The 24,034-nt window shown below is 37.0% G+C and carries 22 protein-coding genes, 1 pseudogene and 1 other annotated feature; all 23 genes and pseudogenes read left to right on the top strand.

Annotated features, from left to right (window positions below; all coding sequences use genetic code 11):
* The coding region (locus tag B2S90_RS07290) for a hypothetical protein (protein WP_286696793.1) at positions 1-242 on the top strand (242 nt) is incomplete at its 5' end.
* Between the two features lie 243 nt (positions 243-485).
* Positions 486-1,829, top strand: coding sequence for a cysteine--tRNA ligase (gene cysS / locus B2S90_RS07285; RefSeq protein ID WP_286696792.1), 1,344 nt, complete (start codon positions 486-488; stop codon positions 1,827-1,829).
* A complete protein-coding gene (locus B2S90_RS07280) occupies positions 1,829-2,227 on the top strand; it encodes a Mini-ribonuclease 3 (protein ID WP_006505737.1) in 399 nt (132 codons plus the stop codon). Before cysS ends, B2S90_RS07280 begins: the two co-directional genes overlap by 1 nt.
* Positions 2,224-2,949, top strand: coding sequence for a 23S rRNA (guanosine(2251)-2'-O)-methyltransferase RlmB (gene rlmB, locus B2S90_RS07275; protein WP_055289496.1), 726 nt, complete (start codon positions 2,224-2,226; stop codon positions 2,947-2,949). The genes B2S90_RS07280 and rlmB overlap by 4 nt, the downstream gene beginning before the upstream one ends.
* Positions 2,950-2,963: 14 nt before the next feature.
* Positions 2,964-3,590, top strand: a complete 627-nt coding sequence (locus B2S90_RS07270; protein WP_279078797.1) for a sigma-70 family RNA polymerase sigma factor — start codon at positions 2,964-2,966, stop codon at positions 3,588-3,590.
* A gap of 48 nt (positions 3,591-3,638) precedes the next feature.
* Positions 3,639-3,788 (top strand): 50S ribosomal protein L33, encoded by a 150-nt coding sequence (rpmG, locus tag B2S90_RS07265; protein ID WP_006505734.1) that lies wholly within the window; start codon positions 3,639-3,641, stop codon positions 3,786-3,788.
* Between the two features lie 13 nt (positions 3,789-3,801).
* Positions 3,802-4,104: a preprotein translocase subunit SecE gene (gene secE / locus B2S90_RS07260; RefSeq protein WP_006505733.1), complete on the top strand. Its 303-nt coding sequence runs from the start codon at positions 3,802-3,804 to the stop codon at positions 4,102-4,104.
* Position 4,105: 1 nt separating this feature from the next.
* Positions 4,106-4,705, top strand: a complete 600-nt coding sequence (nusG, locus tag B2S90_RS07255; RefSeq protein WP_286696791.1) for a transcription termination/antitermination protein NusG — start codon at positions 4,106-4,108, stop codon at positions 4,703-4,705.
* 81 nt (positions 4,706-4,786) lie between these two features.
* A complete protein-coding gene (locus B2S90_RS07250; protein ID WP_055289498.1) occupies positions 4,787-5,491 on the top strand; it encodes an ABC transporter ATP-binding protein in 705 nt (234 codons plus the stop codon).
* On the top strand, positions 5,485-8,529 hold the full coding sequence (locus B2S90_RS07245; protein ID WP_286696790.1) for an FtsX-like permease family protein: 3,045 nt from the start codon (positions 5,485-5,487) through the stop codon (positions 8,527-8,529). Before B2S90_RS07250 ends, B2S90_RS07245 begins: the two co-directional genes overlap by 7 nt.
* A gap of 138 nt (positions 8,530-8,667) precedes the next feature.
* Complete coding sequence (gene rplK, locus B2S90_RS07240; protein ID WP_055234449.1) at positions 8,668-9,111, top strand: 50S ribosomal protein L11; 444 nt, start codon at positions 8,668-8,670, stop codon at positions 9,109-9,111.
* 81 nt (positions 9,112-9,192) lie between these two features.
* Positions 9,193-9,873 (top strand): 50S ribosomal protein L1, encoded by a 681-nt coding sequence (gene rplA, locus B2S90_RS07235; protein ID WP_055234445.1) that lies wholly within the window; start codon positions 9,193-9,195, stop codon positions 9,871-9,873.
* Between the two features lie 5 nt (positions 9,874-9,878).
* Positions 9,879-9,997, top strand: a sequence feature (ribosomal protein L10 leader region).
* A 37-nt stretch (positions 9,998-10,034) separates the two neighbouring features.
* Positions 10,035-10,577 (top strand): 50S ribosomal protein L10, encoded by a 543-nt coding sequence (rplJ, locus tag B2S90_RS07230; RefSeq protein WP_055234444.1) that lies wholly within the window; start codon positions 10,035-10,037, stop codon positions 10,575-10,577.
* Positions 10,578-10,602: 25 nt separating this feature from the next.
* Entirely contained in the window at positions 10,603-10,968 is a 366-nt protein-coding gene (gene rplL, locus B2S90_RS07225; RefSeq protein ID WP_006505726.1) for a 50S ribosomal protein L7/L12, read from the top strand.
* Between the two features lie 61 nt (positions 10,969-11,029).
* Positions 11,030-11,617: a class I SAM-dependent methyltransferase gene (locus tag B2S90_RS07220; RefSeq protein WP_055234442.1), complete on the top strand. Its 588-nt coding sequence runs from the start codon at positions 11,030-11,032 to the stop codon at positions 11,615-11,617.
* Between the two features lie 155 nt (positions 11,618-11,772).
* Entirely contained in the window at positions 11,773-15,543 is a 3,771-nt protein-coding gene (gene rpoB, locus B2S90_RS07215; RefSeq protein ID WP_055289849.1) for a DNA-directed RNA polymerase subunit beta, read from the top strand.
* Positions 15,543-19,314: pseudogene (gene rpoC / locus B2S90_RS07210) on the top strand (DNA-directed RNA polymerase subunit beta'). Before rpoB ends, rpoC begins: the two are co-directional and overlap by 1 nt.
* A 77-nt stretch (positions 19,315-19,391) precedes the next feature.
* Positions 19,392-19,604 carry a hypothetical protein gene (locus B2S90_RS07205; protein WP_278780833.1) on the top strand — a complete coding sequence of 71 codons (213 nt, stop codon included), beginning with the start codon at positions 19,392-19,394 and terminating at the stop codon, positions 19,602-19,604.
* Between the two features lie 216 nt (positions 19,605-19,820).
* Positions 19,821-20,081 carry an SDR family oxidoreductase gene (locus B2S90_RS07200; protein ID WP_286696789.1) on the top strand — a complete coding sequence of 87 codons (261 nt, stop codon included), beginning with the start codon at positions 19,821-19,823 and terminating at the stop codon, positions 20,079-20,081.
* Between the two features lie 151 nt (positions 20,082-20,232).
* A complete protein-coding gene (rpsL, locus tag B2S90_RS07195) occupies positions 20,233-20,646 on the top strand; it encodes a 30S ribosomal protein S12 (protein ID WP_055234638.1) in 414 nt (137 codons plus the stop codon).
* 39 nt (positions 20,647-20,685) lie between these two features.
* On the top strand, positions 20,686-21,156 hold the full coding sequence (gene rpsG / locus B2S90_RS07190) for a 30S ribosomal protein S7 (RefSeq protein WP_006505720.1): 471 nt from the start codon (positions 20,686-20,688) through the stop codon (positions 21,154-21,156).
* Between the two features lie 51 nt (positions 21,157-21,207).
* Positions 21,208-23,280 (top strand): elongation factor G, encoded by a 2,073-nt coding sequence (gene fusA / locus B2S90_RS07185; protein ID WP_278780834.1) that lies wholly within the window; start codon positions 21,208-21,210, stop codon positions 23,278-23,280.
* An 89-nt stretch (positions 23,281-23,369) separates the two neighbouring features.
* A partial coding sequence (locus tag B2S90_RS07180; RefSeq protein ID WP_286696788.1) for a GTP-binding protein occupies positions 23,370-24,034 on the top strand: 665 nt, incomplete at its 3' end.

Raw genomic sequence — 24,034 nt, 5'->3', positions numbered from 1 at the left:
CAGAAGAAATATTAAGTGAAGAGAACATTAATAAATGTGTTAATCGTGCGAAGGAGGCAGCAATCACTATTTCTGAATCAGACACTTATAAGAAAGCAAAAGAGGGTATAAAAAAGGTCACAGAGACAGAAGAATTCAAGGATGGTATGAATGATTTAAAAGATTTTGGGGCCAAAAGTCTTTCTCTCACATCTAAGGGACTTGAGAAGCTTTCAAAAAAATTAACTGATACAAAGAAATAAGAACGGCGTTTGTCTTGAAGAATAGGCGATAATTTGATATAGTGAAATAAATTATAGATGAGAATGAATAGAACAAGAAGCTTACAGCGAGGATGAGATGGTGAAAGCATCTAGTGGGAGGTTCTAGGATGCACCCATCTGAGTCTTTTTGAAAGAAAGAACGTTTGACTTGCGTTAAGAGTGAAAAGCTATGGTAAGGTGGATCGTCTTTATCATGAGCTTTTTTTATTTGAGGAGGATGTTATGAGATTATTTAACACATTAACAAACAAAAAAGAAGAATTTAAGCCAATAGAAGAAGGTAAAGTTTCTATCTATATTTGTGGTCCTACAGTTTATAACCATGCTCATATTGGGAATACACGCCCAATGATCGTATTTGATGTATTAAGACGTACTTTTGAATATTTAGGGAATGATGTGACTTTTGTATCTAACTATACAGATGTAGATGATAAGATCATCAAAGCCGCTAAAGAAGAAGGTATTACAGAAAAGGAACTCACTGATAAATATATCAAGGCATATGAAGATGTAAGAGCAGGATTAAATATTGAAGATCCTACATATAAACCAAGAGTGACTGAAACTATGCCTGAAATCATTGATTTTATCCAGGCTCTTATTGACAAGGGTTATGCCTATGAAGTAGATGGAGATGTCTATTTCCGTGTCACTAAGGTTAAGGAATACGGTATGTTATCAGGTATTAAAGTAGAAGATTTGATTGCAGGTGCAAGTGATCGTACTCTTTCTGTTGATGACAAGAAGAAAGAAAGTACAACTGACTACGCATTATGGAAGAAGACAGATGAAGGTATTCAGTTTGATACGCCTTGGTCAAAGGGTAGACCAGGATGGCATACTGAGTGTGTTGTCATGATCAATAAGTTATTCAAGGATGGTAAGATTGATATCCATGGTGGAGGACAGGATTTAAAGTTCCCTCATCATGAAAATGAAATTGCCCAGTCTATGGCTTATAATGGTCATCCAATCGCAAACTATTGGATGCATAACCAGATGATTAATATCGATGGCGAAAAGATGTCTAAGTCTTTAGGTAATGTCTTATGGGCTAAAGATTTAATTGTAAAACTTGGATGCAATGTATTTAAATGGTTGATGTTATCTACTCACTATCGTAATCCATTGAATTTGACTGTTGATGTCATTGCAGGCGTACGTAAAGAAGTTTCTAAAGTAGAAAATGCGACTAAGAATGCGTCTTTATATTTACAGGTTAACCATGTTCCTGCTCATGATTATAAGAAGGAAACTGTGGATGCTATGGTGAATTCATTAGAAGATGATTTAAATACTTCACTTGCTTTAACACAGATTCTCGATCAGGTAAAAGTATTGAATCAGGTGATGCGTGTAAGAGAAAAAGACAATGATGTCATTGCGACTGAATATGCAACACTTGTAAAGATGGGTGATGTCTTAGGCTTCTTATTTGAAGGCACAAAGTTAAGTGAAGATGATATTGCTTTATATGAAGAATGGAATGCTTATAAGAAAGAAAAGAACTTTGATGAAGCAGACCGTGTTAGAAAAGAATTAACTGAAAGAGGCATTCTCTAATGCGCCCGGAGCTAATGAATGCACTTGCTGTCGCTTATTTAGGTGATGCAGTCTTTGAAGTATATGTCCGTGAATATTTACTCACAGAGAAGGGAATTATGAAGCCTCATGAATTACAGAGAGCTTCTATCAAGTATGTCAGTGCTTATGCCCATGCAGGCTTTATGAAATATGCCCTTTCTCAAAATTTCTTCACAGAAGAAGAAGTGCGTTTATTTAAGCGTGGACGTAACTGCAAGGGACATTCAGTAAAAAATAAATCAGTTGTTGTTCATAATCAGTCTTCTGGTTTTGAATCAATGGTTGGACATCTTTATCTCACTAAGCAGACAGAAAGATTAGATGAAATATTTGAATTATTTAAGAAATATGTGGAAGAAGAGGAAGTGACAAAGTGAAAGAATGGATTTATGGCAAAAACACCGTCAGAGAACTATTAACAGGACCAAGACAGGTTTATGAAGTAATGATTCAGAACCAGTCAAAGAATGATGACATTGTGAAGTTGTGTCGCAAGAATAATATAAAAATGAGGATGACGGATAAAAATGGCTTTATTAAACTTGTAGGGAATGTAAACCATCAAGGAGTTATGGCTTTGATTGATGGGTATGATTATACACCTTTAGAAGATATCGTACGTAACATTCCAGAAGGAAAGCAGCCATTATTATTAATGCTTGATGGTATGGAAGATCCTCACAACCTAGGGGCTATTATTCGTACATGTGATGCAATTGGTGTAGATGGTGTCATTATTGGCAAGAAGCGTTCTGTTGGCTTGAATGCGACAGTTGCAAAGGTATCTACAGGCGCTATTGACCATGTTCCTGTTGCACAGGTAACTAACTTATCTCGTACCCTTGATTCTCTAAAGAAAGAAGGTTTCTGGGTTGTAGGATGTGAATTAGATAATTCTACAGATTATCGTGCTGTAGATTACAATATGCCACTTGTTCTTGTGATTGGATCAGAAGGATTTGGCATTTCTCGTTTAGTAAAAGAACATTGTGATATGAATGTCATTCTGCCAATGGTAGGTCATGTCAATTCACTCAATGCGTCTGTTGCAACAGCCATATTACTTTATCAGGTATATAACTCACGTCATCCTCTCTAAGAGGAGGATGATCTATGGATGATCGTACATTAAGGGAATTAATTTATTTAGCAAGATCCAATGATCCTGTCGCATTGCGAAGCTTGTATGCCTATTATGATGCTTTAGTAAATACAGTGATGAGAAAGATGAAGTATATCTCATCTATGTCTTTAGAAGCACAGGATTTATTGCAGGTAGGGATGATTACTTTTGACAAAGTCTTCTGGAGTTATCGTGAAGACTTGGATACAACGTTTGAAGTATATGCGAGAAGCTGTATTATTAAGAAGATGCAGTCATTACTTAAGAAGCAATATACTTTCTTCACACGTTATGAAAAGAAAGCAATCTCTCTTGATAGGATTGTTAATTATGATGATTCGCGTACATATGGTGAATTGATTGCAGATCAAAGAGTGGAGTATTCTCCACAAAAAGCACAGGATTTAGAAAAAGTCTGGGAACTTGTGTATGCGATTATCCAGAATGAGACCTCAGAAAGAGATCAGAAGATTTTTCATCTTGTTTTGTTAGGCTATCCTGAAAAAGAGGTCGCATTGATGCTCAATATTTCAATAAAGTGTGTTTATAACAGTGTTTATCGTGTGATGAGTAAATTAAGAGCGCATCCCTTAGGGGAGTTCTTAATTATCAATTGACGATATTGTGTATTTATGATAAATTAATTTAGGTTAAGGAGTGATAAGATGAGAGAAAAAGTAATCTTAGTATGCACGGAATGCTTATCACGTAATTATTCAGTTTATAAGAATAACAGAACAAATGTAAAACGTTTAGAATTACGTAAGTACTGCAAGAAATGCGGTAAGCATACGATACATAGAGAATCAAAATAAGGAGGCTGCTTCCATGGATGAAAAGCAAGCTAGAAAAGAAAAGCTTAAGCAGGAACGTAAAGAACTTAGAAAAGCGAAGAAGTTAGAACGTCAGAGACGTTTAGAAGAGCAAGAAGATAAGAATCCATTAAAATTCAAAGAATGGTTTTCACTTAAAGGAATTCGTCAGGAAATCAAGAATGTTCATTGGCTCACAAAGAAAGAATTGGCTCGTGATGCATTTGTTGTACTTGCATTTACAGTAGTTCTTGGAGTTTATTTCTATGGCGCAGATGCATTAATTGCATTAATTTTAAAGACATTGGGGTTAAGTTAATATGGCAGAAGAATTAGAAACTAAAGTAGAAAATACTGAAGAAACACATGATTCCAATAACGAAGGTAGACAGTGGTATGTAGTTAATACATATTCAGGTCATGAAAATAAAGTAAAAGAAAACCTTGAAAAACGTGTTGAATCAATGGGACTTCAGAATATCCTTTTCAACATTGTCATTCCAGAACATGTTGAAACTGAAATCAAGAATGGTAAGAAAGTGAACAAGACAGTCAATATGTTCCCTGGTTATGTTCTTGTAGAAATGGTTATGACTGATGAAGCTTGGTATATTGTCCGTAATACACCAGGTGTTACAGGATTCATCGGTTCATCAGGTGGAGGGGCTAAACCTTTCCCTGTAAATAAGAGAGAATTAGATCCAATCTTAAAGTCAATGGGTATCCAGACTGCAGCTGTAGAAGTTGATTTTGTTGAAGGTGATTATGTAGAAGTTCTTGCTGGTCCATTTGCATCTAAGAGTGGTAAGGTAGAATCTATTGATAAAGAAAAAGAAACTGCAACAGTACTTGTTGACTTCTTAGGTAACCTTACTCCTATTGATATGGAATTAATTCAGCTTAAGAAGATTGAAGAATAGAGGCATGCATAAAGCATGTCTTTTTTTTGTGCTTGAAGATAAAAATGGTATCACTTACAATAATATTAGGAGGTTGTATGTATGGATGCATTTATTGAACTAAAGAATGTTGTAAAAAGCTATACTATGGGTGATGTCACTATTTATGCAAATAATGGTGTTAACTTTAAGGTAAATAAAGGTGAATTCACAGTCATAGTAGGTGCCTCAGGTGCAGGTAAAACAACAATATTAAATATGCTAGGTGGCATGGATACACCTACAAGTGGGACTATTCTTGTAGATGGACGTAATATTGCGACATATGATGATAAACAATTAACAGATTATAGAAGAGATGATATTGGATTTGTATTTCAGTTCTATAATCTTGTCCAGAACTTAACAGCATTAGAAAATGTAGAACTTGCTTCTCAGATTTCTAAGGATCCGCTCAATTCAATAGATATTCTAGAGCGTGTAGGACTTGGAGGACGTAAAGATAACTTCCCGGCACAGTTATCAGGCGGTGAACAGCAGCGTGTGGCAATTGCTCGTGCTATCGCTAAGAATCCTAAATTATTACTCTGTGATGAACCAACAGGTGCACTGGATTATCAGACAGGTAAATCAATTCTTGGCTTGTTAAGAAGCATGTGTGATAACTATGGAATGACTGTAATCGTTATTACACATAACTCAGCTCTTGCTCCAATGGCTGATCAAGTCATTCATCTTAAGAATGGAAAAGTGGAAAAACAGGAATATAATGAACATCCTGAATCCATCGATAATATTGAATGGTAAAGAAGAGATTCTATTGGAAAACCGTCTTTAAGAACATCAGTCAGTCAAAAGGACGTTTTTTCTCCATCTTTATGATTATCTTCTTAGGGGCAGCTGTCTTTTCTGGACTTAGAAATACTCCTTATACAATGGCTGCAAGTGCTGACGCTTATTTAAATAGTCATAACTATGCGGATCTTACTTATATTGCGACACTTGGCTTTTCTGATGAAGATGTCGCAAAGGTAAGAAAACTTAAGGGTGTAAAGAAAGTAGTTCCATGTTACCAGTTTGATGCTTTATTTGCGCATAAAGATGGTAAATCAGGCGTTACTGTGTACTCACAGGAAAAATATGAAAAATCAATGCTGGATCGTCCTGAACTATTAAAGGGACGTTATCCTAAAAAAGAGAATGAATGTATTATTGATGTCAATCTTGGTAAATATAATTACAAGCTGGGACATATAATTGAACTTTCTAATGATAATGGTACAAAGACATATAAGATTGTAGGTATTGTGAATGATCCTCGTTATATTAGTAATGTTGACCGTGGGACTAATACACTAGGTGATGGTACCAACAGTGGGTTTGTAGAAGTATTAAATGAAGGGGCAAGAGAACTTGGCTTAAACAAGAAGGTGACTGAGTTAAGAAATAATGATCATCTTTATACTTCTTTACTTGTAGATGTAGAAGGTACAGAGAAGTACAATATGTTTACATCTGATTATGATAATCTAATTGAAACAGTGAACACACGTGTTAAGAGTATGTTATCTGAAGAAATGAGTGATCAATATGATCAATTAACAGGTGATATGCAGTCGCAGCTAGATGATGCAAAGAAACAGTATGAAGAAGGATATCAGGAATATAAACACAATCTTGATTCTTTTAATAGTCAGATTTCTCAAGGCAAGATCAAGTTAGCTGAAGCACGTATTCAGTTTTATGAACAAAAGAAGATTTACTTAAAGAAAGCAGCTCAGGTCAGCAATGCGACACAGCAGGCTTATAATGAAACTAAGAAAATAGATCAGGAAATCAAGGTGCTTCATGATTCTATTAAAGATACTTTAAGAAATATCAAGGATAAGGATTCTGCCCAGGATGCTTTCACAAAGATATTGAATGACTTGAATGAAAATTTGAATAATTTCAATAATAAGCTTCAAGGTGTGGGTCAGTTATTAGAAGGACGAATTCAGTTAGAAAAAGCACAATCTCAATTAGATGAAGCTGAAGCAGAACTTAATATCCAACAAAGCAAGCTTGAAGTGACAGAAAATAATGCGAAAGTCCAGCTCAATGCTGCTAAGGAGCAATTAGATGCTGCAAAAGCACAGATCGACCAAGCACAGCAGCAATTAAATCGGATACCAAAAGGTGTTCTTTATTCACTCACTAAAAATGAGAATGTAGGTATTGTCTCTTATGAATCTTATAAGCAGGCGATTGCGTCAATTGCAGATGTATTCCCATTGATTTTCTTCCTAGTTGCCGCTTTAGTGTCATTGACTACTATGACACGTATGATAGAAGAACAGAGAAGCTATTGTGGAACATTAAGAGCACTTGGCTACAGCAAGCAGGATATCATTATGCAATATATAGTTTATGCATTCCTAGCAACATTCTTTGCCTGCATTTTAGGTATCCTTGCAGGAAATCAGGTTTTCCCTCGTATTATCTATTTCTTGTTCACATATCTAATGTATGGAATGAATCAATCAACTGTTCTTGTACAGAAATGGTCTATCTCACTTATGACTGTTCTTATTTCTGTAGGTGTCACACTACTTGCAACATTAAGTGTCTGTCTTCAGGAACTTGTGTCTACACCATCTGTTTTAATGCGTCCTAAAGCACCTAAGGCAGGTAAGAGAATTTTAATGGAACGTATGCCTTTTATCTGGAAACGTCTGAACTTCAATCAGAAGGTGACAATGAGAAACTTATTCCGTTATAAGAAACGTTTCTGGATGTCTGTGATTGGTATTGCAGGATGTACAGCACTCATTATGCTAGGGTTTGGTGTAAAGAATAGTGTTTCTGACATTATTCCTTCACAATATGAAGAAGTATATAAATATGATGCATTAATCAAACTTAATAGTAATGTAGAAGATACAAAGAAAGTAGAAAACAAGATTAAGCGTATTGAAGGTGTACATAATTTAACGGGTGCTTATCGTCAGAACGTTACGGTACTTGGTAATAGTGAAGATTATTATAGTACGATGGTCGTCTATGATAATGCGGATGAAATCAAGAACTTCATCAACTTTAACGATTATAAGACAAAAAAGAAGATTATTTTAAGTGATGATGGTGTTGTCATTTCCCAGAAGCTGGCTGAAAAGCTAGGTGTGAAAAAAGGAGAGAATATGACATTCTCTTATGACAATACAAAATATACAGTGAAGGTCTCTAACATAGTACAGCAGTACGTCAGTCATCAAGTTTATATGAGTAAGACATTTTATGAAAATCTGACTGGTACGAAGTCATCTGCCTCTATTCTTTATGTTGATATGAATACGAAGAAGTCCAATATCAAGACATTAAAGAATTACTTAGATCATCATAATATAGGCAGTATGGAGCGACTTACAGCTTCACTCGATGAATTCCAGCAGAGAATGTCTTCACTCAATATTATTGTTGCAATATTATCAGGATGTGCTGCATTATTATGTTTCATCGTTCTTTATAACTTGACTAATATTAATATTGGTGAACGTAAAGGTGAAATTGCGACAATTAAGGTATTAGGTTTCCGTCGAAAGGAATATTGTGACTATATCTTTAGAGAAAATATCATTCTTTCTCTTATTGGAGCATCAATTGGTATGTTCTTTGGCTATTTCCTTCATCGTTTTGTAGTATTAACGGTAGAAATGGACAATATGTTATTTATCCGTACAATGCCGCTTTATATCTATTTAATTGCATTTGGTATGACAGTAGGCTTTACGATTATCATCAATTTAGCTATGCGTCATATTCTTGATCAGGTGGATATGGTTGAGTCTTTAAAATCAATTGAATAAAAAAGTTAAAAAAAATNNAAAAAAATTAAAAAAGCATTGATTTTTGCTTTGTATTATGTATAATTGGTAATCGACGCATAGCGTCAAATGCGTGGGAGGGCTTCGGCCCAAACGAACCACAGCACGGACAATATTTTAATGGAGGTGTGTACCGTGGCAAAAAATGGTAAAAAAGTAGTAAGAATTATGAAGATCCAGTTCCCAGCAGGTGGTGCTAAACCAGGACCAGCTCTAGCAGGTGCAGGAATTCAGATGCCAAAATTCTGTACAGCATTCAACGATCAGACTAAAGATCGTCATGGTGAAACTGTACCAGTAGTTTTGACTGTTTATGAAGACAAGAGCTTTGATTTCGTTTTAAAGACAGCTCCAGCTGCTGAAATGATCAAGAAGGCTTGTGGTATCAAGAAAGCTGCAAGTGATTCAAAGCAGACTGTTGCTACTCTAAGTGCTGATAAGTTAAAGGAAATCGCAGAATACAAAATGCCAGACCTTAACGCTAATGATTTAGAAGCAGCAATGAAAATCGTTGCTGGCACAGCACGTAACATGGGTGTCAAAGTAGAAGGCTTAGACGCTTAATTAATTAGCAATCTGATGGAGTTGAATTCCGTCATTACAGTGGGAGGTCTATCCGTTAAGACCACTTAAGGAGGAAAGAAAATGTCAAAAAAAGGAAAGAAATATGTAGAAGCTGCTAAGCAGATTGAAGCTGGCAAGCTATACTCAATCGAAGAAGCAATTGAATTAGTTAAGAAGACTACTACTGCTAAATTCGATGCAAGTGTTGATGTTGTATTCAAGTTAAACCTTGATACTAGACATGCAGATCAGCAGTTACGTGGAGCTATCGTGCTTCCTAACGGAACTGGTAAAACAAAGAGAGTTTGTGTTATCGCTGAAGGTCCAAAGGCTGAAGAAGCTAAAAACGCTGGTGCTGACGTAGTTGGCGGCCAGGATATCTTAGATGAAATCGCTAAGGGATGGTTAGAGTTCGATGTTATGATCGCTACTCCTGATCAGATGCCTAAGCTTGGTAAATTAGGACGTATTTTAGGTCCTAAGGGATTAATGCCTAACCCTAAGACTGGTACAGTAACTATGGATGTTGCTAAAGCAGTTAATGAATCTAAAGGCGGTAAAGTTAATTATAGAACTGATAAAGATGGTAACGTACATCTTCCAATCGGTCGTGTATCATTCGACAGCGCTAAGCTAGTTGAAAACTATGAAGCTATCCATGCTTTATTATTAAGAATGAGACCTTCAGTAGTTAAGGGAACTTACGTTAAGAACTGCGTAGTTTCATCTACAATGGGTCCAGCAGTAAAAGTTGCTGCTTAATTATTAATGCCGCAATCAATATACCGTAGACAGTAACTGACGCAAGTCTCAATTTGTTACCGAGGGATATTGTCATGTATGAATGACAAACTCCTAGGTAATCTAGGAGTTTTTATATAACGAGTATATTGTTGCAATAAAATTTTTATGGAGGTGTAACAATGGCTAACGAAAAAGTATTAGTCGCTAAACAGGCAGTCATCGACGAAATCGCTGATAAGCTAACTAACGCTCAGTCAGTAGTAGTTGCTGAATACCGTGGCTTAACTGTTGATGAAGTTACTGAACTTCGTCGTGCTTTAAGAGCTGAAAATGTAGAACTTAAAGTTTATAAGAACAAATTAGCTCTTCGTGCTACAGAAGCTTGTGGTAAACAGGAATTAGATGAATTCTTAACTGGTCCAAACGCTATTGCATTTGGTCATGATGACGCTGTTGCTCCAGCTAGAGTACTAGCAAAATTTGCTAAGGATCACGAAGCTCTTGTAATCAAGACTGGAATCGTTGAAGGCAAATTATTGAGCAAAGAAGAAGTTATGGAACTTTCAAAGTTACCAAACAAAGAAGGTATGTTATCAATGTTATTGGCTTGCTTAAAGGCACCAGTATCAAAAGTTGCTAGAGCTGTTAAGGCTGTAGCTGACAAAGAAGCAGAAGGATCTGCAGAAGAAGCAGCTCCTGCAGAAGCAGAAGCGGCTGCTTAATATCGAAATAAAGGAGAATATTAAAATGGCAAAGTTAACAACTGATGAAATCTTAGCTTACTTAGAAGAAGCTACAATCTTAGAATTAAATGAATTAGTAAAAGCAATCGAAGAAAAATTCGACGTTACAGCTGCTGCTCCAGTTGCAGTTGCTGCTGCTGCTGAAGAAGAAGGACCTGCTGCTAACGTAACAGTAATCCTTAAGGAAGTTGGACCTACAAAGGTTAAAGTTATCAAGGCTGTTAGAGAAATCACTGGTTTAGGACTAGTTGATGCTAAGGGCTTAGTTGACAAGGTTCCATCTGAAATCAAGAAAGACGTACCAGCTGAAGAAGGTGCTAAGTTAAAGGAAACTTTAGAAGCTGCTGGTGCTGTTGTTGAATTAAAGTAATTTAATACAAACACAATTATAAAAGCCCTATCTTAGGGCTTTTTTCTTATGAGGAATGAGAATGTCACACTATTATACAAATGATGAAATAGAAAGCAGACCTTCAATGATTCATTTTGATTTTCAAGGACATTCTATTGATTTTCATAGTGACCGTGGTGTTTTCTCTAAGGATAATGTAGATTTCGGTTCAAGAACTCTACTTGACACCGTTAATCTAGAAGGTGTAAAATCTGTACTAGATGTTGGATGTGGATATGGTGCATTAAGTATCAGCCTGAAGATGGTTTATCCAGATGTGACATTTGATATGGTAGATGTCAATAGACGTGCAATGGATCTTGCAAAGCATACAATTGAAGATTATCATCTTGAAGATATGCATGTTTATGAAAGTAATGCATATGATCAAGTAGAGAAGAGTTTTGATATGATCATCTCTAATCCGCCAATTCGTGCAGGCAAGAATGTTGTGACGACTATTCTTAAAGAAAGTTATTCACACTTAAATAAGAATGGCCGTCTTGTGATTGTAATTCAAAAGAAGCAGGGTGCACCAAGCGCTAAGAAATGCATGGAAGAAGTTTTTGGAAATGCGGAAATATTGAAGCGAAATAAAGGCTATTATATAATTCAATCAATTAAATAATGATAATTAGGGAAATTGTATAAATTTCCCTTTTTGGGTTGACACAAAAGTACCCTTGTGCTAGTATACTAAAATGCCTACTCATGTATAAAAGCAGGTCATTTTTGACCCTTTTTAGCTTGCAGATAGAGATTAAAAAAGGAGTGGAACGGATTTTGGAAAAGAATGTAAGAACTGCAGAAAGCCGCATTAAGCGACGCAATTATTCTCGTATTAGTGGTTCTTTGAAACTACCTAACCTTGTCGAAATTCAGACAGATTCATTTAAGTGGTTTCAGGAAAAAGGTATAAGAGAAGTATTTGAGGATATTTATCCTATCACAAATTTTAACGACACTTTATCATTGGAGTTTGTTGACTGTCGTTTTGATGAGCCTAAATATGATGCAGATGAAAGTAAAGAAAGAGATGCAATCTATGCAGCTCCTTTGCGTGCTACTTTACGTCTTGTAAACAAGAAAACTGGAGAAATCAAGACAAGTGAAGTATTTATGGGTGATTTCCCATTAATGACAGATTCAGGTACATTTGTTATTAATGGTGCAGAACGTGTTATCGTTTCACAGTTAGTTCGTTCTCCAGGAGCTTATTTTGGTAATGGAACAGACAAGATCGGTAAGACTGTCTTCAATGGACAGGTTATCCCATCTCGTGGTACTTGGCTTGAATTTGAAAATGATGCCAAGGATGTTCTAAATGTTCGTATTGACCGTCAGAAGAAGATTCCAGGTACTATTCTTTTACGTGCTCTAGGACTTTCTTCAAATGAAGATATTATTGAAGTTTTCGGAGAACACCAGTTCCTCTACAATACATTTGAAAAGGATCCAACACATAACACTGATGATGCGTTGATGGAAATTTATAGTAAATTGAGACCGGGTGAACCAGCTACTTTAGATGGTGCTAACTCTTTACTATTTGCGCGTTTCTTCGATCCAAAGCGTTATGATTTAGCAAAAGCAGGTCGTTTTAAGCTTCGTAAGAAATTAAGCTTATTAGATCGTATTGCTGATCGTGTTCTTGCTGAAGATGTTGTTGACGTTGATGGTAACGTTGTAATGACAGAAGGTACTAAGATCACTAAAGATAAACTAGAAATCTTAAAGCCAGTATTTGAAGCGGGTGCACATACAAGAGAAATCAAAACAAATGAAAATATGCATTCTAACCACACTATTCAGGTTTTAGATGTATATACAGATGAATCAAAATCTATCAAGATGAGAGTAATCGGTACTGATCTTTCACTAGATAGTAAGTTTGTCACTATTTCAGACTTTATTGCTGCATATTCTTATATGCTTAACCTTGTTGATATCTATGATTCTCAGGACTTAGCAGCTGAAGACAGAGTGTCTTTAATGAGCCGCATTGGTTTATTAGATGATATCGACCATTTAGGTAATAGACGCGTTAGAACTGTTGGGGAATTAGTTCAGAACCAGTTCCGTATCGGTTTATCACGTATGGAAAGAGTAGTTAAGGAAAGAATGTCTTTAGCTGAAGATGATTCTATGACTCCACAGTCATTAACAAACATTCGTCCATTAACTGCTGCCATCAAAGAATTCTTTGCAAGTTCACAGTTATCTCAGTTCATGGATCAGATTAACCCACTTGCTGAATTAACAAATAAGAGACGTCTTTCTGCCTTAGGTCCTGGTGGTTTATCAAGAGACCGTGCAGGTTATGAAGTACGAGACGTCCATCCATCACACTATGGTAGAATCTGTCCAATCGAAACACCAGAAGGTCCTAACATCGGGTTGATTTCTACACTTGCATCTTATGCAAAAGTAAATGAATATGGATTTATTGAAACTCCATATCGTAAAGTAAATAACTGCGTTATTGATGAAGATGATATTCGTTATTTAACAGCAGATGAAGAAAAGAACTATATTATTGCTCAGGCAAAAGTTAAGACTGATGAAAATGACCGTATCATTGATGAACAGGTTATTTCACGTCATTTAGGTGAAAACATTATGGCTAAGCCAGAAGAAATCGATTTCATCGATATCTCGCCTAAACAGATCGTATCAGTTGCATCTTCATGTATCCCATTCTTGGAAAACGATGATGCGACTCGTGCCCTCATGGGATGTAACATGCAGAGACAGGCTGTACCTCTATTAAATCCACATGCTCCTTATGTAGGAACAGGTATGGAGTTCCAGGCTGCAAGAGACTCAGGTGCTGCAGTTGTTGCTAAAGAAGAAGGAACTGTTAAATATGTTGACGCTAAGAAGATCATCGTTGAAGGTGAAAGCGGCGAAAAGACATATAAGTTATTAAAGTTCACTGTATCTAACGCTGGTACATGTATAAACCATCGTCCAATTGTTATGGCTGGTGATCATGTTCTTAAGGGTCAGGTTCTTGCTGATGGACCAGCTATGGAACAGGGTGAACTAGCTTTAGGACAGAATGTTCTTGTAGGTTTCATGACATGGAATGGTTATAACTACGAAGATGCTGTCATCATGAATGAAAAGCTTGTTAAAGAAGACTACTATACTTCTATCCACATTCAGGAATATACAATTGAATGTCGTGATACTAAGTTAGGTCCTGAAGAAATTACTAGAGATATTCCTAACGTAGGTGAAGATGCACGTTCTAACTTAGACGAAAACGGTATTATCCGCGTTGGTGCTGAAGTTAAGGAAGGTGACATCTTAGTTGGTAAAGTAACTCCTAAGGGACAGGCAGAATTATCTGCAGAAGAAAAACTATTATTAGCTATCTTTGGTGAAAAATCTAGAGAAGTTAAAGATAACTCATTAAGAGTACCACATGGTGGTTCTGGTATCGTTCATCGTATCAGAGTATTTACTCGTAGAGGTAAAGATAGAAAAACTGAAAATAAGTATGGTGAAGCAAACTCACTTGCTTATAAGGAAGTTGAAAGAGACGATTTACAGCCAGGTGTAAATAAAGTCATCAAAGTATATATCGTTCAGAAGCGTAAGATTTCTGAAGGGGATAAGATGTCAGGTAGACACGGTAACAAGGGTGTCATCTCTAAGATCTTACCAACAGAAGATATGCCTCACTTACAGGACGGTACTCCACTTGATATCATGCTTAACCCATTAGGTGTACCATCTCGTATGAACATCGGTCAGGTATTAGAATTACACTTAGGTTATGCTGCTAGACAGTTAGGCGGTCAGTATTTCGCAACTCCAGCTTTTGATGGTATCAATTCTAAGGACTTAGAAAATATCATGAAGGAAGCTGGTATGCCAGAAAATGGTAAACAGAAAGTTATTTCTGGTAAAACTGGTGAATATTTCGATAACGAAGTATCAGTTGGTATCATGTACATGATCAAGTTATGTCACATGGTTGATGATAAGTTACATGCAAGATCAGTTGGTCCTTACTCACTTGTTACTCAGCAGCCACTTGGTGGTAAAGCTCAGAACGGTGGTCAGAGATTCGGGGAAATGGAAGTATGGGCACTTGAAGCTTATGGTGCAGCATATACATTGCGTGAAATCTTAACAGTTAAGTCAGATGACGTTGTAGGACGTGTTAAGACTTATGAAGCAATCGTTAAGGGACAGAAGTTACCTGAACCAGGATTACCTGAATCATTCAGAGTATTAAAGAAAGAATTACAGGCATTGGCATTAGATATTCGTCTATTAGATGATGAAGGTAATGAAATCAATGTAGGTAATATTGAAGATGAAGATCGTCGTTTCCCTCGTTCATTCGATGCGCCTAAGAAGCCAAAAGAAGATGAAGAAAATGATGAAAAAGAAGATGAAGAAGTTGACACTCGCGAAGAATTCGTTGCCGAAGGTGAAGATGATATCGTAGAAGACAGCTTCGATGATGATGAAGCTCCAGAATCAGTCGATGATATTATCGAAGGATTATTTGGAAAAAGCGGTGAGGAGGAAGAATAATGGCAGAGAATAATAATTTTTCAGCAATTCAGATCGGTTTAGCCTCTCCTGAGAAGATTCGTGAATGGTCATATGGCGAAGTCAAAAAACCTGAAACAATCAACTATCGTTCACAGAAGCCTGAAAAAGACGGTTTATTTTGTGAAAGAATCTTTGGTCCAACAAAGGACTGGGAATGTGCTTGTGGTAAATATAAGAAAGTAAGATATAAAGGTGTTGTCTGCGACCGTTGTGGTGTCGAAGTTACTCGTTCTTCAGTAAGAAGAGAAAGAATGGGTCATATCGAATTAGCAACTCCAGTTGCACATATCTGGTATTTAAAGGGAGTTCCATCTCGTATGGGACTCATCCTTGATATGTCTCCTAAACAGTTAGAAGAAATCATCTACTTCGTATCTTATGTTGTTACTGATAAAGGTTCTACACCACTTGAATACAAGCAGGTATTATCTGAAAGAGATTATCGTAGCTGTGTTGAAAAGTTCGGTGGTCAGTTCCAGGCTAAGATTGGTGCAGAAGCAATCAAAGTATTATTACAGAAGGTTGACTTAGATGCTGAACTTGAAGATGTAGAAAATCAGTTAAAAGAAGCTCAGGGTCAGAAGAGACAGAAGTTATTAAAGAGACTTGAAGCAATTGATGCATTCAGAAGCTCTAATAACCAGCCAGAATGGATGATTATGGATGTTCTTCCAGTTATTCCACCTGATTTAAGACCAATGCTTCAGCTTGACGGTGGTCGTTTTGCGACAAGTGACTTAAACGACTTATATAGACGTGTTATCACTCGTAACAACCGTTTAAAGAAATTATTAGAATTAGGTACACCTAGCATCATCGTACAGAACGAAAAGCGTATGCTTCAGGAATCTGTAGATGCTTTAATCGATAATGGTAGACGTTCTAAACCTATTACAGGAGCTGGAGGAAGAGCATTAAAATCTCTTTCACACACACTTAAAGGTAAGCAGGGACGTTTCAGACAGAACTTACTTGGTAAGCGTGTAGACTACTCTGGACGTTCAGTTATCGCCGTAGGACCTACATTAAAAATGTACCAGTGTGGTATTCCAAGAGAAATGGCTGTTAACTTATTCAAGCCATTCGTTATCTCTGGATTAGTAAGAAAAGAATTAGCAACTAATATCAAAGCTGCTGAACGTATGATTGATAAGATGGATGATAAGATCTGGCCAATCGTTGAAGATGTTATCAAACATCATCCAGTATTACTTAACCGTGCCCCTACATTACATAGATTAGGTATCCAGGCTTTCGAACCTAAACTAGTAGAAGGTCGTGCAATCCGTCTTCATCCATTAGCTTGTCCAGCGTTCAATGCCGACTTCGATGGNNAAGTCAATCAGACTTCACCCATTAGCTTGTGAAGCTTACAACGCCGACTTCGATGGTGACCAGATGGCCATCCATGCACCACTAGGTGAAGAAGCAATTCAGGAAGCAAGACAGTTAATGCTTGGTTCTAGAAATATCCTTGGTCCAAAAGATGGTAAACCTATCGTTACTCCATCACAGGACATGGTGCTTGGTAACTATTATTTAACAACAGAAAAAGCAGATCAGATTGGTGAAGGTACAGTATTCGCTGATGTGAACGAAGTATTAATGGCTTACTACAATAAGACTGTTAACTTACATACAAGAATTGCGATTCGTGCTGCTGCTTTAAAGAATAAGACATTCACTGAAGAACAGAATAACATGTATTTAGTCACTACAGTTGGTAAGATCATCTTCAACCAGATTTTTGAAGGTGAATTCCCATACTTAAATGACCCAGATAAGGCAAGCTTAAAGGCTACTCCAATGAAGTACTTCTTACCTTATGGTACAGATATCAAGGCTCATATCAAAGCTCAGCCTTTAATTAAGCAGTTCACTAAGAAGACTCTTGGAGCCATCATCGATGAATACTTCAAGATTTGTCCAATTGATGAAATCCATGTCATGCTTGATAGACTAAAGAACCAGGGATTCTATTATTCAACTATCGCTGGTATTACAGTATCTGCTTATGATATTCAGATTCCTCAGGATAAATATCATTTATTCGATGATGCTGATGAACATCTTGAAGTAATTAAGAAGTTATACAACAAAGGTAAATTAACAGAACATGAACGTTATACAGCCGTAATCAAATTATGGAATGACGTTAAAGAAAAAGTTACTGGTATCGTTAAAGAAGAATTCGAAGCTGACCGTGATAACCCAATCTTCATCATGTCAGATTCAGGTGCCCGTGGTAATATCTCTAACTTCACTCAGCTTGTAGGTATGCGTGGATTGATGAGTAACCCTAAGGGTGAAACTATCGAACTTCCTATCAAGTCTGCCCTTCGTGAAGGTTTAACTGCATCAGAATTCTTCATTTCTACACATGGTGCTCGTAAAGGTTCTACAGATACAGCCTTAAAGACTGCCGATTCAGGTTACTTAACAAGACGTCTTGTCGATGTAGCACAGGAAGTTATTATCACAGAAGACGATTGTCATACTGATAAGGGATTCGAAGTATCTGAATTAATTAATACAGCTGATGGTAACGTCATCGTACCATTAGTAGATAGACTTGTTGGTCGTACTTCATTAAAGGATATTTGTGATCCAGCAACTGGTGAAATCATTGTCCACGCAAATGAATTAATGACTGAAAAATCAGCAAAAGCTGTTGCTGATGCTGGTATCAAGACAGTTGAAATTAGAAACATCTTCGGATGTAAATCTAAGACAGGTATCTGCCGTAAGTGTTATGGTCTAAACTTAGCAACTGGTCAGGAAGTATTACTTGGTGAAACAATCGGTATCATGGCTGCACAGTCAATCGGTGAACCAGGTACTCAGCTTACAATGCGTACATTCCACATGGGTGGTGTTGCCGGTGACGCCGATATCACTCAGGGTCTTCCTCGTATCCAGGAATTGTTTGAAGCACGTGTTCCAAAGGCTAAATCAATTATTTCTGAAATCAATGGACACGTTTCATCAATTACTACACAGGGTGATCATAACAACCAGCGTTCAGAAGTTACTGTCGCAAATGATCTTGAAACTAAGACTTACTTAACACCAATTGGTGCAAAAGTAGCTGTTTCAGAAGGAGATATTGTTGAACCAGGTGATAAGATCACAGAAGGTTCTATCTCTCCAAAAGAATTATTATCTGTTGCATCTGCAGAAGCAGTAGAAAAATATATCTTAAAAGAAGTACAGCAGGTATATAGATTACAGGGTATCGAAATTTCTGATAAGCATATCGAAATCATCATTCAGCAGATGATGAGAAGAATGAAGATTGTAGAAGGCGGCGATACAGCTGCATTACCTGGATCACATGTTTCAGTTAAGAACTTCACTGAATTAAATAGACAGGTTCTTAAGGAGGGTAAACGTCCAGCTGTTGGTAGACCAATCTTACTTGGTATCACTAAGGCTTCATTAGAAACAGATTCATGGTTATCAGCTGCATCATTCCAGGAAACTACGAGAATTCTTACTGATGCTGCAATCAGAGGTAAAGTAGATAAACTTAAGGGTCTAAAGGAAAATGTTATTATCGGTAAGCTATTACCAGCAGGTACTGGCTTAAGAGGACCTTTAAAATCTGAAGAAACAATCAAGAAAGAGGAAGAAGAAGCTCTTCAGCAGGCTGAACTTGAAAAATCAAGAGAAGAAGCTGAAAACTTCACGCCTGACTCTGCAATGTTTGATGAAGAAGAAGAATTTGTAACTTCTCATCATGACGCTTAATTTATAAGAAACACTATGGACCTGTGTCCATAGTGTTTTCATATATAAGGAGAAACGTTAGGAAATTTAAAAACAAGGTGGTAGTTGTTACTGGTGGGGCTCATGTTATAGGACAAGCCATAGTAGAGGATTTTAGAAAAGAAGGAGCAGTCATTGAAGTAATCGACAAGACAACGGGTACTTATTTTGTGGGGGATATAGGCAATAAAGAAACATTAGAAGCATTTAGTTCTTATGTGTTAGGATGCATAGCCATATTGATTATCTCATTAATAATGCTTTACCTATAATGAAAGGTATTGATGAATGTAGTTATGCAGAGTTTCAATACGCTTTATCTGTTGGAGTCACTGCTCCATTCTATCTTACAAAGCTATTCAAGGACTCATTTTAATAAAGATGCAGTTATTGTTAATTTTTCGTCTTCTAGAGACCGTATGAGTCAAGCTAATACAGAAAGTTAAACTGCTGCAAAAGGAGTCATAAAGGCCTTTGCATAAGCTCTCATGATGAGTCTAAGAGGTCATGGAAGAGTTAATTCTATTTCATCAGGATGGATTGATACTCATGGTAATACATACACCGGTCCTGATGCATATCAACATTCATCTAGAAGAGTAGTAAATCCCCAGGACATATCATCTATGGTTCTATTTCTATGTTCATTTCAAGCATCATTTATCAACGGTGAAAATATCTGTATTGATGGAAGAATGACCAAACAGATGATTTATCATGAAGATACGGGCTGGTATTTTGATAAATAAATATCCCAAATATATAAAAAAATTAAAAAAAGTTGTTGACGAGGACTTTTATTTGTCATATACTGACAAAGGTGTCCGTTGAGGGCACATATATAAAAACAAATTTGTGAAACACCCGGAGTTGTGTGTTAGAATTAGAAAGGAGAAAATCATGCCTACAATTAACCAATTAGTAAGAAAAGGACGTAGCGAAAAGACTAAAAAGGGAAAGTCTCCAGCTTTAAATAGAGGTTTCAACTCATTAGCTAAAAAACCAACTAATGATAATTCACCTCAGAAGCGTGGCGTTTGTACCCGTGTTGCTACAATGACACCAAAGAAGCCTAACTCAGCTTTACGTAAGTATGCCCGTGTTAGATTATCAAATGGATTAGAAGTTACAGCTTACATTCCTGGTATCGGTCATAACCTACAGGAACACTCTGTTGTATTAATTCGTGGTGGTCGTGTTAAGGACTTACCAGGGGTTCGTTACCATATTATCCGTGGTACTATGGACTGTGCTGGTGTTAAAGATCGTATGCAGAGCCGCTCATTATACGGAGCTAAAAAGCCTAAGAAATAAATTGTTAAATTAATAAAATAGAGAGAGGAGAATTTGCCGATGTCTAGAAAAGGACGTATTGCTAAAAGAGATGTTTTACCTGATCCAATTTACAATAGTAAAACAATCACTAAGCTTATTAACAACATCATGTTAGATGGTAAAAAAGGTGTTGCTCAGAACATCTTATATGAAGCATTCAAAAAAGTTGAAGAAAAGACTGGAAAGCCAGCTATGGAAGTATTCGACGCAGCTATCAACAACATCATGCCAGTACTTGAATTAAAGGTAAGACGTGTTGGTGGTGCTAACTACCAGGTACCAGTTGAAGTAACACCTGAAAGAAGAATGACTTTAGGTTTAAGATGGTTAACTAACTATTCTCGTTTGAGAAACGAAAATACAATGGTTGATCGTTTAGCTAACGAAATTATCGATGCTTCTAACGGTACAGGTGCTGCTGTTAAGAAGAAAGAAGATACTCATAAAATGGCAGAAGCTAACAAAGCTTTCGCACATTTCCGTTGGTAATATCTTTATTACATATAAATTAAAAGAAAATGTATTTGAAAGGAGAAAATTATGGCTCGTGAATTTCCATTAGAAAAAACACGTAATATCGGTATCATGGCTCACATCGATGCTGGTAAAACTACTACTACTGAACGTGTTCTTTACTATACAGGTAAAATCCATAAAATTGGTGAAACTCATGACGGTGGATCTCAGATGGACTGGATGGTACAGGAAAAAGAACGTGGTATCACTATCACTTCTGCTGCTACTACAGCTCACTGGAAAGGATATCGTATTAACATCATCGATACACCAGGCCACGTAGACTTCACTGTAGAAGTTGAACGTTCATTACGTGTACTTGATGGTGCCGTTACAGTACTTGACTCTAAAGCAGGTGTAGAACCTCAGACTGAAACAGTTTGGAGACAGGCTACTACTTATGGCGTACCAAGAATTGTTTTCTCAAACAAGATGGACGCTACTGGTGCTGATTTCATCATGTCACTTAACTCATTAAATTCAAGATTAGGTGCTAATGCCGTTGCATTACAGTTACCTATCGGTGCTGAAGATACATTCGAAGGTGTTATCGACTTATTAAAGATGAAAGCTATCTATTTTGATGGTGTTGAAGGTATCGATGTAGTCGAAAAAGAAATCCCAGCTGAATATGTTGATCAGGCTGAAGAATATCATCAGAATTTATTAGAAGCTGCTGCTTCATTTGATGATGATTTAATGATGCAGATTCTTGAAGGTGAAGAACCTGCAATCGAAGATGTTAAAGCTGCTATCCGTAAGGGTACAATCGCTGTAGAATTATTCCCAGTTCTTTGTGGTTCTGCTTACAAAGATAAGGGTGTACAGCCAATGCTTGATGCTGTAGTTGACTATTTACCAGCTCCAACTGACATCCCTGCAATCAAGGGTGTTGATGCTGATGGTAACGAAGTTGAACGTCATGCATCTGATGAAGAACCATTCTCAGCTTTAGCATTCAAAGTTATGACTGACCCATTCGTAGGTAAGTTAACTTTCTTCCGTGTATACTCTGGTACTGCAACTGCTGGTTCATATGTATTGAACTCAACAAAAGATAAGAAGGAAAGACTTGGTCGTATCTTATTAATGCATGCTAATACACGTAAAGAAATTGAAGAAGTTTATGCCGGTGATATCGCTGCTGCAGTAGGTTTCAAGAACACTACAACTGGTGATACTCTTTGTGCGGAAAACGATTTCGTTATCCTTGAAAAGATGGAATTCCCAGAACCAGTTATCGAATTAGCAATTGAACCTAAGACAAAAGCTGACCAGAACAAACTTGGTGAAGCATTAGTTAAATTAGCTGAAGAAGACCCAACATTCAGAACATCTACAAACCCTGAAACTGGTGATACTATCATCGCTGGTATGGGTGAATTACACCTTGATGTCATCGTTGACAGATTAAAGAGAGAATTCCATGTAGAAGCAAACGTTGGTGCTCCTCAGGTTGCTTATAGAGAAACTATTACTCAGGCTGCTGAATGTGAAGGTAAATACATTAAACAGTCTGGTGGTCGTGGTCAGTACGGTCACGTTTGGATCAAGTTCGAACCAAATGAAGGTAAAGGATTTGAATTCGTTGACGCTGTTGTTGGTGGATCAGTTCCAAGAGAATATATCGGTTCTGTAAAAGTTGGTCTTGAAGACGCTTTAGAAACTGGTATGATCGCTGGTTACCCAGTACTTGACGTCAAGGCTACATTATTCGATGGTTCTTACCATGATGTCGATTCATCAGAAATGGCATATAAGGTAGCTGCTTCTATGGCATTAAAAGCTGCTGGTAAGAAGTGTGCTCCAGTAATCCTTGAACCAATCATGAAGGTAGAAGTAACTGCACCTTCTGAATACTTAGGAAGCGTTATGGGTGATATTTCATCTAGACGTGGTATGATCGATGGTCAGGAAGAAAGAGGTAACGCTGTAATGGTTGAAGCTTCTGTACCTCTAGCTGAAATGTTCGGTTATGCAACAGACTTAAGATCATTCACACAGGGTCGTGGTAACTATACAATGCAGTTCGACCGTTATGAACCTGTTCCTAAATCAATCAAGGAAGAAATCATTAAAAAGAACGGCGGAAAATAAGAATAACTATGATTTTTATTGCAATTATCAATAAAATCTATTAAAATAGTTATGTAAAATTTTAGAATTATATAGGAGGATAACCTTAAATGGCTAAGGAAAAATTTAACCGTGAGAAAACTCACGTAAATATTGGTACTATCGGTCACGTTGACCATGGTAAAACTACTTTAACAGCTGCTATCACTACTGTATTAGCTAGTGAAGGTCAGGCTAAAGCTATGGACTATGCTGCAATCGATGCTGCTCCAGAAGAAAAAGAACGTGGTATCACAATCAACACTGCACACGTTGAATATGAAACTACTCATCGTCACTATGCACACGTTGACTGTCCAGGCCATGCTGACTACATCAAGAACATGATTACTGGTGCTGCTCAGATGGATGGTGCTATCTTAGTAGTAGCTGCAACTGATGGACCTATGCCACAGACAAGAGAACATATCTTATTATCTCGTCAGGTTGGTGTTCCATACATCATCGTATTCTTAAATAAGTGCGATATGGTTGATGACGAAGAATTAATCGACTTAGTAGAAATGGAAGTTCGTGATTTATTATCTGAGTACGACTATCCAGGAGATGACACTCCAATCATCCGTGGTTCTGCATTAAAGGCTCTTGAAGGTGATCCACAGTGGACTCCTGCAATCCATGAATTATTAGATACTATGGATTCTTATATCCCAGATCCAGCTCGTGAAACTGATAAGCCATTCTTAATGCCAGTTGAAGACGTATTCACAATCAC

The sequence above is a fragment of the Catenibacterium sp. UBA627 genome, assembly GCF_002299355.1.
GTDB lineage: Bacteria > Bacillota_I > Bacilli_A > Erysipelotrichales > Coprobacillaceae > Catenibacterium > Catenibacterium mitsuoka.
Note: the sequence above shows the minus strand (reverse complement) of the source record. Positions and strands in the feature narration are given on the sequence as shown.